General features: G+C 44.0%; 7 protein-coding genes. 6 read left to right on the top strand and 1 reads right to left on the bottom strand.

Translation table 11 applies throughout. The annotated features are described in order from the left end of the window. The first annotated feature begins 26 nt into the window (after nucleotides 1-26). From NEJAP_RS11285 to NEJAP_RS11270, 4 genes are all read left to right on the top strand, one after another. Nucleotides 27-1,475: an efflux RND transporter periplasmic adaptor subunit gene (locus NEJAP_RS11285; protein WP_201347344.1), complete on the top strand. Its 1,449-nt coding sequence runs from the start codon at nucleotides 27-29 to the stop codon at nucleotides 1,473-1,475. A gap of 66 nt (nucleotides 1,476-1,541) precedes the next feature. Further along, the gene (locus NEJAP_RS11280; protein WP_201347343.1) at nucleotides 1,542-6,740 is read left to right on the top strand and encodes a DUF4347 domain-containing protein; all 5,199 of its coding nucleotides are present in this window, start codon (nucleotides 1,542-1,544) and stop codon (nucleotides 6,738-6,740) included. A 1-nt stretch (nucleotide 6,741) separates the two neighbouring features. Continuing rightward, entirely contained in the window at nucleotides 6,742-9,702 is a 2,961-nt protein-coding gene (locus NEJAP_RS11275) for an Hpt domain-containing protein (protein WP_201347342.1), read from the top strand. A gap of 127 nt (nucleotides 9,703-9,829) precedes the next feature. After that, a complete protein-coding gene (locus NEJAP_RS11270; protein WP_236590902.1) occupies nucleotides 9,830-11,611 on the top strand; it encodes an EAL domain-containing response regulator in 1,782 nt (593 codons plus the stop codon). Nucleotides 11,612-11,707: 96 nt separating this feature from the next. Here the strand turns inward: NEJAP_RS11270 and NEJAP_RS11265 are convergent, their stop codons facing one another. Continuing rightward, nucleotides 11,708-12,844: a GNAT family N-acetyltransferase gene (locus tag NEJAP_RS11265; RefSeq protein WP_201347341.1), complete on the bottom strand. Its 1,137-nt coding sequence runs from the start codon at nucleotides 12,842-12,844 to the stop codon at nucleotides 11,708-11,710. Between the two features lie 66 nt (nucleotides 12,845-12,910). Between NEJAP_RS11265 and NEJAP_RS11260 the strand changes: the two genes are divergently transcribed. Together NEJAP_RS11260 and aspS are read left to right on the top strand one after the other, a co-directional pair. Further along, nucleotides 12,911-13,366, top strand: a complete 456-nt coding sequence (locus NEJAP_RS11260) for an HIT domain-containing protein (protein ID WP_201347340.1) — start codon at nucleotides 12,911-12,913, stop codon at nucleotides 13,364-13,366. 110 nt (nucleotides 13,367-13,476) lie between these two features. Next, on the top strand, nucleotides 13,477-15,240 hold the full coding sequence (gene aspS / locus NEJAP_RS11255) for an aspartate--tRNA ligase (RefSeq protein WP_201347339.1): 1,764 nt from the start codon (nucleotides 13,477-13,479) through the stop codon (nucleotides 15,238-15,240). Nucleotides 15,241-15,320 lie beyond the last annotated feature (80 nt).

Raw genomic sequence — 15,320 nt, 5'->3', positions numbered from 1 at the left:
CTGATGAAAATTAAAAAGGTTAATGAATGAAAGTACGCTTTGTAGTTCCGGTTGTGTTAGCGGCTTGTTTTTCACATCTTACACTGGCTGAAACAATTTTTCCTGCTGTAGATTGCGTTATTGTGCCCAGTAAAACAGTAGATATTAGTGCCGCTGTTTCTGGTGTTATTAAAACGCTTTATGCTGAGCGTAGCGGTGTAGTGCGTAATGGGGAGTTATTGGCTGAACTGGATTCCCGTGTTGAACAGGCCAATGTCGAACTTTCACGTGTACGTGCAGCAATGAGCGCTGAGATTTCTGCCGAGGAAGTTAATCTTAAATATGACCGCTTACAAAGCCGTAGAGTTAACGATTTAAAACAGAAGAACTTAACCTCAGTCCAAAATAAAGATGAAGCGGCACGTCTAGAAAAAGTGACTTATTGGAGGCTTAAGCAAGCAAAAGATACGTTGAGAACACGTCAGTTTGAGCTTGCAAGAGCTATGGCTCACCTTGAAGAAAAAAAAGTCTACTCACCGCTGGATGGTGTTGTCGCGCAGGTATATAAAACGGAAGGCGAATACATAGAAGATCAACCCGTGATGCGGTTGGTGCAGCTAAACCCATTACATGTAGAAGCTGTTTTACCCATGGAGCATTATGGGCAAGTTCAAAATAATATGCTGGGTGGGGTTTTTTCCGAATTAGCCCCAAATAATGAGCTGCAAGCTAAAGTTATTATCATTGACCCTGTTGGTGATACGGCTAGTGGTACCTTTGGTGTTCGATTAACCATAGACAACCCTGAGAATAAGATACCTGCGGGAATGAAGTGTGTTTTAAAGCTGAACTCTTCAATACCTGATCAAACCGTTGAGGTGCAAAGTAATACAGGCGCTGTTTCAGCGGCTCCTCCTGCTGTAAAAACACATACTATCGACAAAGAGCCTAAATACTCTGATGTTAACAGTCAGTTAGTTTCCAAAGCTGAGTTGTTAATACCAAACAATCAACCTACTCAAAAAGAGCTCGTTGTTGTAAATGAATTGCCTGTTAATGCCGACGTTTTACAAGCGTATTCATTTGGGCCCTTTAAAGATGAGTCTATATTACTCAATGCAGCTGAGGTTTTAACGAAGCATGGCTATGTATTTACCCGCCGCGTTGAGGATTTGTCTGTTATTAAAGGGTATTTAGTCTTACTTGCTGAGGGCTATGAGCAATCCAAGCGACAATTAATGATGGAGTTTGGCCAACGGGGTGTTAACGGTATGATGATACTGCCTCGTAGAAGCTATAACGGGCGCTTATCTTTTGGTGCATATAACGGGCCCGAAATGGCAAATAACAGACAAAAAAGCCTAACTGGAAAAGGTATCCGCAGCGAAGTTATTACTCGGCGCCAAGAAAAAGCCAGTCTATGGCTGGATGTTGATGAAATAGCCGGGTCAAGGGTCGCCACTATGCTTGATCAAATAACGGATGTTTATAACTAGCAAAGGGAAATGGGCGGATAAACGACTAAATATAGACAGTCCTCGTCGTATATGAAGGGAAGTTACATGGCAGGTGCGGATAATCTCCGAAATAAGAAAGCTATGCAGGAATCGTATATTCTGGAGTTGTTAGAGCCCAGAATTATGTTATCCGCAGACCCTTTTGGCGCTGCAGAGGTGGCTGTTGATCTGTTGTTGGGAGAGCAAGATGAAGTAGCGTATAAAGTAATTGCGCCTGCTATTGCTCCCAGTACTGAATTAGAGCCATTAGATATTGCATCTGTTACAACACTGTTTGCCTCGCAAGACCTACTGTCTGACAGTTTATACTCTAATCTTCAGCCTGAAGATGGTGCCTTTGTTAGCGTGTTTGAAAACGAGACTGCCCGAATCGAATTAATCATTATTGATTCGGCTGTCAGTAATCAACAGCAGCTTTTGCAGCAAATTATTCCGCCAGATTCACATGTTAACTATCAGATCCATTATTTAGATCAAGATAGCGAGGGCATTAATCAAATATCTGAGCTGCTTAATCAATATTCGCAGGTTGATGCGGTTCATATTCTTTCACACGGTAAGAGTGATGGGGTGCAACTAGGCAGTGCTTGGGTTAATACTGAAACGCTGAATCAACAGGCTGAACAGATAACCCAATGGTCATCTATTTTAACGGATGATGCCGATATTTTACTTTATGGCTGTGATGTAACCTCCAGCGAAGCCGGTATGAATTTTGTGCAGGCCTTACAGCGCTTAACGGGCGCAGATATTGCTGCCAGTGATGATAAAACCGGTGCACAATCACTTGGAGGGGATTGGGATCTGGAATATCAGGTTGGGCAAGTCGAATCTGTAACTTTCAGTGCCAATTCAACACAGCAGTGGAACGGCCTGCTCGACATCTTTACGGTAGATGATGACGCTGACACCATAGACGTGAATCCGGGGGACGGCAATGCGCTTGATGCTAGTGGTAACACTACTTTACGCGCCGCCATCATGGAAGCTAATGCTCAGGGCGGTAGTCATACCATCAATTTAGACGCTGATACCTATACCCTGACTATTGGTGGTAAGGGGGATGCTTTCGCGGCTACTGGCGACCTAGACATAACTGCCAATATTACTCTTTCCGGTGCGGGTGTTGCTCAGACCACCATTAACGCTGCGGGTGTTGATCGCATATTCGATCTCCAAGCCAGTGGATCCCTAAACGTTTCAGGTATTAAGCTGCAGGGTGGCGAGGTTACAACTGGCGGTGTACCTGAGGGTGGCGGGGCGCTGCGCATCGTTGCGGATGCAACGGTAACTGCATCGGATGTCGAATTTTCTGGGAATGCGGCCGAAAATGGAGGTGCGATATCCAATGCCGGCACCTTGAACCTGTATGACTCAACGATCGACAACAACAGTGCGACACAACAGGGGGGAGGCATAGATACCACCGGCACGACAACGTTAGAGCGGGTTACAGTCAGTAACAATACCAACAGCGGCACTAAGGGAGGCGGCATTATGGTTGGCAATGGTGGGCTTACCGCGACCAACCTCACCGTGAGCGGTAACTCATCAGCTTCGGACGGTGGCGGAATTTATACCCTTCGCCCAATTACACTGATCAGTGCCACTATCACCGACAACACAGCCACTTGGGGCAGTGGTATCTACACACAAGGGGCGGGTTCGGTTGATCTGAGTAACACTATTGTCGCCGGTAATAATACTTCTTCGGACCTTTATGGGACTTTTGTCTCCTCGAATAACAACCTTATTGGGAACGTCGGTACGGCTACCGGCCTGACTGATGGGGTGAGTGGCGACCAAGTCGGCTCCGCGGGCAGCCCCATCGACCCACTGCTGAGCACACTGCAAGATAACGGCGGCCCGACCTTAACTCACGCTCTGTTGGCTGGCAGTACCGCTATTGATACTGGTAATGGCGCGGCTCCTGCGACCGATCAGCGAGGTATCACTCGTCCACAGGATGGCGATGGGGATGCTGTTGCTACAGCAGATATAGGGGCTTTTGAGTTTGAGCTGGCGAAGGTGATCTCAAGCGATGGACAGGGAAGCGCGAAAGCCACCGCTATGGATGCCAGCGGTAACTATGTTGTTGTGTGGTCCCAGCAAAATAGCGACTCCGATGGCTGGGGCGTATTTGCTCAGCGATTTGACATCGCGGGCACCGCACAAGGTACTGAAATACAGATAAACCAAACCACCGCCGACGACCAGCGCTGGGCTTCGGTTGGCATGCGTAGTAGTGGGGAGTTTGTGGTCAGCTGGAATAGCAGTAACCAGGATGGCTCCGCGTCAAGTATCTATGCCCGCCAGTTTAATGCAGACGGTACCGCAGCGGGTAGTGAATTTCGAGTAAATACCCAGATGGGTGCTCAAACCAACGCTTCCCTTGATGTTGACTCAACCGGCAATTTTATCGTCGTATGGCAGGGTAATGGTCCCGCAGACTCTAATGGTGTCTTCTTCCGTCGTTTTGATGCTGCTGGCACGGCTGTTGATGCCAGTGAAATTATCGCCCACACGGCCACTGACGGAACCACTTCTGAATTTGATCCGGTCGTCGCTTGGCAAACTGGTGGCAAGTTCGTCGTCGCCTGGGAGCAGGATGATAATAAAGTTTACTTCCAGCGTTTCGATAATACGGGCGCAATGCTAGGTGCCAAGACTCAAATCGACTCTTTGTTTTCCAACAGTTCTGGATTAAGTATCGATGCGAACTCGTCAGGCGACTTTGTCTTTGCTTATCGGGATGAGGTGTTGAGCGGGGCTATTTACGCCCGTGCTTACTACGAAGACGGCAGCAGTGCCTATACTAATGGCAACCTTACTATATGGGCAAAACTGACTGATGCCCAAAATCCTACAGTCGCCATGCAAGATTCAGGAGACGTTTTGGTGGCCTATCAAACCACTCTAGCTGGTGGTGACATCCATTTGCAACGCATCAATGCAGATGGTTCTTTGCAGGGTAGCGCGACCGCATTCGTCACAGATGTGGGTGATCAGAGTATGCCGGCACTGGCTATGCTGGATCTATCTAATTATGCATTAGCTTGGAACGACACCAGTAACGCCAATGTTGCAACATTGGTGTTCAATAACACAGCTGATTTGTGGCTAAGCACTAACGGAAATGCCTCCTATGATGGTGCAGTGACTTGGGGTAGCAATGATATCGTTGCTTTTGGTAACCCGGATTTGAATTTAGAATTGGAAAATGGTATTTCCGCTAACACCGATGGTACTTTCAACGTGGAGTTTTCGCTGCCGCAAAACGTACGTGCCATGCATTATGTTAATTCGGTGGTGACTGTTGATACCAACACCATTGCAGGAGGGCTAGGGACTTATGAATTACAGCCCGGGCAGATAGTGTTATCTATGCGGGCTGGCTCTGACTTCACTGTGCCTACTCTTGCCGGCGGGACTCTAACGGTTAACAACACCGATGTGCTGGTGTATACCTCCAGTACAGGCATCTATGAAATGCTGCTCGAGGATGCCATTAAAAAGCCCGACACGAATGCGGCGAATATTCATGCTATTACTATTGTTGAGCAAGAAACCACTATTGGAGTGGATACTACCCTCGCCGCCGGGACCTACCTGATTGCACGCTCTGACCCTGCAGTGCACTCGGATATCTCTACTTATGACAACACCAATGGTCGTCAGGATTTATTGCTGGGTGGCAATTTTCTTAGTGACACAGAGCACATACAAGGACTGGAGTTGCTGGAGGCCGAGCTTATCGTCGGCGGTACCACCTTAGCACAGGGCACTTTACTGATTAGCATTAATACCGATATGACGGTAGGAACCTCGGGTAGTAACACAGTCAGTGGTGAAAAAGAAGATATCATCGCGTTAACGGTAAAGGCGACAGAACAGGATAGTGCTCCCGATACTGATGTTGATGCGCAGATACTGTTTGATGGCTCGGATGTTTCCTTGGTAGTGGCTGGTGATACAGAAATTAATGGTTTGACGCTGATGGGTAATAATCTTGAACCGATTAATAATGACCCGACGCTGAATAATGCCCTCATTGATCAGAATACCACGCAAGACACGGCCTTCAGCTATACCTTTGCCGCCGGTAGCTTCGGTGATGTCGATGTCAGCGATACACTGACCTACAGCGCCACCTTAAGCAGCGGCGCAGCACTGCCAAGCTGGCTCACCTTTGATAACGCCACTCGTACCTTCAGCGGCACACCGTTGAATGCGGATGTCGGCACGCTGACGGTAGACGTTATTGCGGATGATGGTAATGGCGGCACCCCAGCCACGGATGGTTTTAGTCTGGTTATTACAAACACAAATGATCTACCAGGCGGTAGCATTACTATTGCCTCGGATGGCAGTCCGGCTGAGAATGTAGTTCTGAGCGTCATAGATACCCTGACCGATGAAGATGGCCTCGGCACAATAACCTACCACTGGCTGCGAAACGGTACGGATATCGGCAGTACAGGCAGTACTTACACCTTAGTGGATGTGGATATTGGCCAGACGATTACAGTTGAAGCGCGTTACATTGATATGAGCGGTGTAGCAGAGCGTTTATCTAGTGTGCCCTTACATGTAGATGTAACGCCAATTGAAATTATACCAACAGTAGTGGTATCTGCTACTGCCCCTGTTTTGTCTGAAAGTGTGGAGGATCCGGAGGCTGAAGAGGTCGTTGAGGATGTTATATCTGATATTGAAACAGTGGTTGCTCCAGCAGTAAAGGTTGTGGCGGTAACACCTGAAGAGCTAGAAGCGTTTGTTGAGCCGGAAATACCTAACTTTACTATTGAAGATGTTAAACCTAATCAGGTGATTAAACCGCTAGCATTAGCAATAGGGAATCAAACATCTATCGTTACTGATCTTAAAGCTAATTGGGCTCAATTATCAGACCCGCTTCTGTTAGTTAACTCAAGTGGATTTATGGACGGTTTAGATGAAGCCGAAAAAGCTTTTCAAAAGCAAATGTCTCTAGATCAGATGGTTGTTGGTAGTGGTATTGCAATGTCAACAGGGTTATCTATCGGTTACGTTACCTGGCTAATAAGAAGTGGTGTTTTGTTATCGAGTGTTCTAACTTCTTTGCCTGCTTGGCGTTTTGTGGATCCGTTACCTATTTTATCGAAAATGGATGGTGCTGATTTATATGACGATGAAGAAGACTCACTTGAAGAGTTAGTGCAAAAAGAGGCAGCCGAAGATGAGTCTATGAGTAAGGATCCTTAACGTGCTAGAAAGAATTTTCGGAAAACATAGCTCTAAAGCCAGAATAGCACTGGGGCAAGCAAGTATTATAGTGAGTCTTGTTTTGATGGCTGCAATGACAGGCTTGTTACCAAACGAAGGGAATATAAAGCGTGAGGCACGAATAGTGCTCGCAGAAACAATAGCAGTAAATAGTTCATTATATATTACGCGCTCTGATATTCGCAGAATGCATTCTGTTTTAGAAGTTACGGTGAAAAGAAATACCGATTTATTATCTGCTGGTGTGCGCCGCCGAGATAGTAAATTATTAGCGGATATCGCTGAACATTCTTCTTATTGGAAGCCCCTTGAAGGTTTGGCATCTACTGATACGGATGTGGTTGTGCCAGTTTGGGAGGGAGACCAACAATGGGGGCAAGTGGAGCTTCGGTTCACTCCAATAGAAGCGCAGGGGCTTTGGGGGTATTTAACCAATCCTGTTGTTATATTTATCATGTTTCTAAGCTCATCATGCTTTGTTATTTTCTTCTGGTATTTAGGGCGAATGTTAAAGCAATTAGACCCGTCTCAAGCGGTACCTGACAGGGTTCGATCGGCGCTTGATACCATGGCTGAAAGTCTTTTAGTGATGGATATCAAACAAAACATTGTATTGGCAAATCAAGCATTTTCTACGTTAGTGGGTCGTCCTGCTGAAAAGCTGGTTGGTCTCAAGGCATCAACTTTTCCATGGCTGGATAATAATAATGATGCCTCTGTCGATAAATACCCATGGAAAATCGCGATGGAAAATGGTGAACCGATCACTAACCATATTGTTCGCTTGCAACTACCTAATAAACTCAATAAATCATTTATGGTTAACTGCTCTCCTGTTCTGCTTCCTGGCGGAAAGGTCGGTGGTGTGCTTGTTAGTTTGGATGATGTCACCGCTTTAGAAGAGAAAGATATTGAGTTAAGGCGCTCAAAAGAAGAGGCCGAAATGGCCAATCAAGCTAAGAGTGAATTTCTGGCAAATATGAGTCATGAAATTCGCACACCCATGAATGCTATTTTAGGATTCACCGAGCTGTTACGTCGTGATCGTGGAGGTTTGCAGCCAGATCAACGTAAGCATTTAAATACTATTTCCTCTAGCGGGCAGCATTTGTTGGATCTGATCAACGATATTCTAGATCTATCCAAGGTAGAAGCAGGTCATTTAGATGTTGAAATAATAGATTGCAAGCCTGTTCAATTAATTCAGCAGGTCATGCAGGCTATGAAAGTCAAAGCGGACGAGAAGGATCTTGAACTTAAGTTTGAAACGCGAACGGCGTTACCAGAAGAGATAAAAACAGACCCAGGAAGAGTGAGACAAATTCTTACTAACTTGATTGGTAATTCGATTAAGTTTACTGAGCAAGGCTCAATTACTGTTCGTGTTTCAGTTCCGGATCGTACAAACCCTCAATTGATAGTAGAAATCATTGATACCGGTATTGGTATGACGGAACAACAAGTTAGCTCTGTATTTGACCCGTTCGTGCAGGCTGATAGCTCAATTACGAGACGCTTTGGTGGAACAGGGCTAGGGCTTTCTATTAGTCATAAATTTGCTAATGCATTGGGTGGCGATATTCTTGCAAGTAGTGATTATGGCCAAGGGAGTACTTTCTCATTAATTTTAGACTTGGAAGATACAGTGGGAACGGCATGGTTAACACCTGATGACTTACTGTTTGAGCTGGAGCATGAGGAGTCGAGCGATGTCATTAAGTGGAGGCTCCCAGTAGCTGACATTCTTGTCGTTGATGATGGAAATGAAAATAGAGAGTTACTAAAACTAGTATTAGAAGACCTAGGTATAAATGTGACAACGGCTGTTCATGGTCAAGATGGGCTAGAAAAAGCGTTACAACATAACTTTGATGTGATTTTAATGGATGTACAAATGCCTGTCATGGACGGCTATTCTGCGGTTAGTGAAATGCGCAAAATGGGTTTAAAGCAGTCTGTTGTTGCATTGACGGCACACGCCATGAAAGGAATAGAAAAACGTTGTATCGAAGCGGGTTATAGCCACTATATGACTAAGCCAATCAATATAGAAGCGCTTGTCCAGCTATTGGCGGAGTTACTTGGTGGTGAGAAAGTTGTTGAAAAGACATTACTACCATCACAGCCGCTTAACTCTTCCTGCATTGATGATTTCTCTTATGAAGCAAAACTAGTTGATCCAGAAAGTGAGCAAAGTGCGGTTTATCAACCGATCGTATCCTCTTTAGCAGCTAACAAAAAATTTATAGGTATTGTTAAACGTTTTATTACTAAACTTGAATTGCAGCTTGTCCAGATGAAACAAGCTTTAAAAGAAGATGATTTTTCTGGCCTATCAGATTTGGCGCACTGGCTTAAAGGGTCTGCTGGCAGTGTTGGTTTTGATGACTTTACTGAGGTAGCAAAAGAACTTGAAGATGCGGCAAAAGCAAGAAATAAAGAAAAGGCTGAAAATCAATTATCTAATGTTGAACAGCTTTATCAGCGAGCTCTTTTAGGACTCGAATCTTCAAATGATATGACAGAAAATCCTGATAATACAGGAGTTAAAAAGAGAGTAGCTCAGGAAAAATTGCAGTTAGAATCTATTGATAAAGGGGCTATACGTTCGTCATTGGTTGAAAATAACCCTAAATACCAAAAAATCGTAGATCGCTTTATTACTCGCTTAGAAGAGCAGTCTCTTGAAATTGATAAGGCTGTCTATAACCGCAATTATGACGAGCTCGGCAAGTTATCACATTGGTTAAAAGGATCCGCTGGTAGCGTGGGTTTTGCTGATTTGACCGAGCCTGCGATGGCGCTTGAAGACGCGGCTAAACGGCATGATCAAACTTCAGTTGAAGAAAGCTATGCCCAAATTAGGTCGCTTATTCTCCGGGTTGAAAATGTTAATCCGAATCTCTTTACAGCAGTCGAGAGTATTCAAAGTGACGAGTAATTTACCTAACCTTGCTACGACTCATTAATTTAGTTTGTTCTCTATCAATATTAAGTAGTTTTCTGAGAAGGTGGCTTGAACTGCGTTAAAAGTGTCTTACACTTAAGTTAATAAATGGCGGGACAGATTGAATGAAATTTGTTTGGGAAGTAGAGAGTTTAATTCGGATGTTCTTGATGTGAGTGAAAATGAAGTTTTGACAGATTCTCTAATCATGATGGTCGATGATGAACCTATCATGATTGACCTGATACAAGCTTTTCTTGAAGATGCTGGTTATGGGGATTTTCTAGGCCAAAGTGATTCGAAATGTGCAGTCGATTTAGTGACTAAGCGAAAGCCTGATGTACTACTGCTTGATTTAGTAATGCCAGATGTAACCGGGTTTATGGTATTAGAAGCTCTGAGGGGTATGGAGCAAACAAAACATCTTCCAATTATTGTTCTTACATCATCAAGTGATGGGGCTACAAAGTTAAAAGCGCTTGAGTTAGGCGCGACTGATTTTTTAGCTAAACCGGTTGATCCTAGTGAACTGGTGCTCAGGGTTAGGAACATACTTACAGTTAAGGCTTACCAAGATCAATTAGCATATTATGATGCCTTAACAGGCTTGCCTAATCGTAAACTTTTCTTGGAGCGCTTAACGATAGCAGTTGATGCATCACAAGTTGGTAATGAGCAACTGGCAGTTATCGTAATACATTTAAATACATTTAAAGCAATTAATGATAGTTACGGCCCCAAGGTGGGGGATGATGTATTAAGAGAGTCGGCTATTCGGTTACAGCGTTGCTTAAGTGCATTGAAGATGAGTGGTACTTTACACAACCAGGATCCATTAAAGATAATTTCTAAGGTCTCTGGTGATGAATTTTCTATTTTACTGAGTTATGAATTATCTGATGATGAGCTTTCATACATAGCGGAACGTTTAATAAAAACGTTTGAAGATCCCTTTACTATTGATAAACACAGTTTATATATCAGCATTAGTTTGGGAATCGCTATGAGTCAGCGTGATGGAGATGATGCTGATATCGTCTTGAAAAATGCTAGTTATGCGGCTCATCACTCACATGATGAAACAACAGGTCAATTACAGTTTTATTCAAAAGAAGCAAACCAGCATCTGCAGGAACGTCTGCAGATGCAACAAGACTTAACAAAAGCAATTAAAGAAAAAGAGTTTTACTTGGTGTTTCAGCCACAAGTTGATGCGTTTACAGGTCAAGTTAAAGGAGCGGAGACATTATTGCGGTGGGCGCGTCCGGATAAAAATTTTGTATCTCCTGCTGTTTTTGTGCCTATTGCAGAGCAAAGTGGGTTAATGGAAGAGATTGGTTCTTGGGTGTTATTAAGCGCTTGCCGTCAAGCGGCCAGCTGGCAACAACAAGGGATGAGTGATGTATCAATCTCAATTAATGTATCGAGCCAGCAATTTAGCTCAGATAATTTTGTGCAATTTGTTGGCCAGTGCCTTCAAGAGACCAAGGTTCATCCTGCATCAGTGGTGATTGAGATGACTGAAAGCTTGGCAATGAGTGATATTGATAAAACACATACAACTCTCAAGCAGCTTCAAGCTTTAGGCCTGAAGGTCTCCGTAGATGATTTTGGTACAGGTTATTCTTCCCTTAGTTACTTAAAAAGCTTTCCGTTAGATGAGCTTAAGATTGATAAAGCTTTTGTGGATGGGCTTCCTGGCAATAAAGGTGATCAGGCGATTACTTCTGCCATTATTACTATGGCTAAGAAGCTCAATTTTTTAGTGGTTGCAGAAGGTGTAGAAAATCAAGATCAGGCGGATTATTTGGCAATAGCAGGTTGTGATTTGTTTCAGGGGTATCACTTTGCAAGACCGCTTGAAGTTGATGCCTTTAAGACATTTTATGAGCGACACCGTTAATCGCTTGGTGCGTCTTAATTTATGAATTTTAAGCCGTGCTCAACGGCTTCTTTTACTGTCGTTACGAGTGAAATTATAAAGGAGCTACGAAGAGAATTATTCCCCCTTTCTAAATGGTAAGCCTTTGGATAGCTCGTTCATCTGTGTCCTCATGAGAGTCTCTTCTTCCTTTAAAAATTGAACAATTGCCTGTTTGAATGAGGGGTTGCTGATGTAATGAGAAGACCAAGTTTCTATGGGCTCAAACCCTCGTTGTATCTTATGCTCTCCTTGCGCACCTGGGTCAAACCTTTGTAGGCCATGTTGAATGCAATACTCTATACCTGTGTAAAAGCAGGTCTCAAAATGCAGGCTGTGAAACTCTTCAATGCATCCCCAATAGCGCCCATAAAGTGTGTGGTTGTCTTTAAAGCATAGTGCGGTTGCAACATATTTAGACTGATATTGTGCGGCAAACAATACTATCTGTTCGGGCATGGTTTGTAATAAATTGCTAAAGAACTCTTGAGTAAGGTATCCCTTTCTGCCGCGTTTTAAGTGCGTTAGGTGATAGCAGTGATAAAAGGTGTTTAATAGTGATTCTGTGATATCACTACCTTCAATACACTGAATAGTTACGTCGTGCTCTGCGATTTTTTGTCTTTCACGTTTAATACTTTTTCTCTTGCGAGAGTTAAAGCTTTCTAAGAAATGCTCAAAACTCTGATAGTCTTTGTTAAACCAGTGATATTGGGTGCCTAACCTGCATTCAAAATTTTGGGCTTTCATGTGCTGATGTTGCTTGCCTTCAAAGAAAAGGCCATGCCATGACGAAATTCCTCTTTCAGCGCACACTTGTTGAATAATTTGGCTTAATAGGGGGAGTACCTCAGCAAGTGGTTTGTTGGTAGCGATGCGAGGACCGGTAGCTGGCGTAAAAGGGATAGACGTAACAAGTTTTGGATAATAATCTAACCCATGGCGTTCATAGGCATCGGCCCATGCCCAGTCAAAAACATATTCTCCATAAGAGTGGTTTTTCAAATACATAGGGAGAATTAGAATACACTCATCGTCTTCGAACAAACGAAGATGAAGAGGTTGCCAGCCTGTTTGAACTGATACAGCGCCACTGGACTCTAATGCTTCAAGGAACTCATAACGCATAAAGGGGTGGGCTCTGCCAGCAAGGCGCTCCCAATCAACTGGGCCGATATCAGTAATGCTTTTGGATAGATCAAATCGATATGTCATGCTTTATACTGTTGTTAAGAGTGACTATTTTCAATGTAATTTAGCGATTTTATTAAGGGGATTGCAATGGATGAATTAGAACTTGAGTTTGAACTCGACACACGCCTCGCTAATGATTGTATTGTCATGGGTGATTTTCCGCTATGTCGCCTCTTGTTGATGAATGATTCAAACTATCCGTGGTTTATATTAGTACCACGCAGAGTTGGTGCTACTGAAATATATCATTTATCCAAAGAAGAGCAGTATCAGCTTATTGATGAATCTTCGATGGTTGCTGAAATTATGGCAGATAGCTTTAGTGCAAGAAAAATGAATATAGCCAACTTGGGGAATATGGTACCGCAACTGCATATCCATCATGTTGCCCGCCATGAGGGCGACCTTGCATGGCCTGGGCCGGTCTGGGGTAAGCATCCAGCGGTTCCTTATACGCAAGAAAAGATTGATAAAATACATTCACGTATCAAATCGATGATCACGCAAGAGGTATCCTTTGTCTTGAATGAAAATATGAGCTAGTAGTCACTGTAACGTTGCGTTAATTCAGGTATAATTTTGCCCTTTGTTTATACCTGATTTTTAAGTGGTGCTGGTGAACAGCATCCAGCAATAGATAGGAACAGTAGACTATGCGCAGCCATTATTGCGGCGATTTGAGAAAAGAACATATCGGCGAAGAAATTACTTTAACAGGCTGGGTACATCGCCGCCGTGATCATGGTGGAGTTATCTTTCTTGATGTACGTGATCGCCAAGGTATCGCTCAGGTTGTTTTTGATCCAGAACGTGAAGAAAGTTTTGCTATTGCAAACAGTGTGCGTAGCGAATTTGTAATTGAAGTTAAAGGTTTGGTTCGTCATCGTCCAGATGGAACGGTCAACAGTGATATGCCTACGGGTGAAATTGAGGTGTTAGGTCTAGAACTGAACATCCTTAATAAAGCTGAGACGCCTCCGTTCCCGTTGGATGATCATCAAAAAGTAGGCGAAGATGTTCGCTTGCGTCACCGTTATATCGACCTTCGTCGTCCTGAAATGCAGGAAAAATTACGTTTTCGTTCTAAAGTATCGAACGCCATTCGTAATTACCTAGATGATAACGGCTTCCTTGATATCGAAACGCCTATCTTGAACCGTGCTACGCCAGAAGGCGCGCGTGATTTCTTGGTGCCGAGTCGTACGCATGAGGGTGCCTTCTTTGCACTTCCTCAGTCTCCACAGCTATTCAAGCAGCTGCTAATGGTCTCGGGCTTTGACCGTTACTATCAGATCGCTAAATGTTTCCGTGATGAAGACCTGCGTGCTGACCGCCAACCTGAATTTACCCAGATTGACATCGAAACTTCTTTTATGAATGAAGAAGAGATCATGGGTATGACAGAAACCATGATTCGTAAATTGTTTCTTGAGTTAAAAGGGGTCGACCTGGGTGATTTCCCTCGTATGCCATACTCTGAAGCGATGCAACGTTTTGGTTCTGATAAGCCTGATCTTCGTTTTGCAATGGAGTTGGTCGATGTTGCTGACTTGATGGCTGAGATCGAATTTAAAGTCTTTGCAGGCCCTGCTAAAGATCCTAAAGGCCGTGTCGCCGCGCTTAAAGTTCCTGGTGGCGCTAAGCTGACGCGTAAAAATATTGATGACTACACAAAATTCGTTAGCATTTATGGTGCTAAAGGTTTGGCGTGGATCAAGGTTAACGAAATTGAAAAAGGCGTAGAAGGTCTTCAGTCTCCTATCATTAAGTTCTTAGGTAATGATGTGACGATGGCGATTATGGAACGTTTGGGTGCTGAAAATGGCGACCTTGTGTTCTTTGGTGCCGATAAAGAGAAGATTGTTTCTGAAGCACTGGGTGCGCTACGTATTAAAGTGGGTGAAGACCTTGAGATGTCTCAGTGCGAATGGGCTCCACTATGGGTTGTTGACTTCCCCATGTTTGAAGAGACCAGCGATGGTGGCTTAACGGCGCTACATCATCCGTTTACTGCACCTAGCTGTACGGCTGAAGAATTAAAAGCTGATCCTTTATCGGCCCTGTCTCGTGCATACGATATGGTGCTTAACGGTTGTGAACTGGGTGGTGGTTCAATTCGTATTCATAACCAAGAAATGCAGGCTCAGGTCTTAGAAATCTTGGGCATATCTGATGAAGAAGCAGATGACAAGTTTGGATTCTTGTTGAATGCACTTAAATATGGTGCTCCACCGCACGGTGGCTTGGCATTTGGTTTGGATCGTCTCATTATGTTGATGACCGGTACTGACTCTATTCGTGAAGTTATCGCCTTCCCTAAAACGCAGAGTGCATCTTGTATGATGACGAATGCGCCAGGTGAAGTAAGTGCAGCTCAGCTTCGCGAGCTTAATATTAAGTTGCGTAAAACACCTTAGTAAAGAGTATTAGAATAGCGTTACATGTACGAAATATAAGCTGCCTCCGGGCAGCTTATTTGTAAGTACTTATAGTTAAG

The organism is Neptunomonas japonica JAMM 1380 (assembly GCF_016592555.1).
In the GTDB taxonomy this organism is placed as follows: Bacteria; Pseudomonadota; Gammaproteobacteria; order Pseudomonadales; family Balneatricaceae; genus Neptunomonas; species Neptunomonas japonica_A.
This window is presented reverse-complemented; position numbering and strand designations above follow the sequence as displayed.

Bases quoted from the DNA above. Each gene is read 5' to 3' on its own strand.
- NEJAP_RS11280 (WP_201347343.1), top strand. From the start codon at position 1,542: ATGGCAGGTGCGGATAATCTCCGAAATAAGAAAGCTATGCAGGAATCG.
- NEJAP_RS11260 (WP_201347340.1), top strand. From the start codon at position 12,911: ATGGATGAATTAGAACTTGAGTTTGAACTCGACACACGCCTCGCTAAT.
- NEJAP_RS11285 (WP_201347344.1), top strand. From the start codon at position 27: ATGAAAGTACGCTTTGTAGTTCCGGTTGTGTTAGCGGCTTGTTTTTCA.
- NEJAP_RS11265 (WP_201347341.1), bottom strand. From the start codon at position 12,844: ATGACATATCGATTTGATCTATCCAAAAGCATTACTGATATCGGCCCA.
- aspS (WP_201347339.1), top strand. From the start codon at position 13,477: ATGCGCAGCCATTATTGCGGCGATTTGAGAAAAGAACATATCGGCGAA.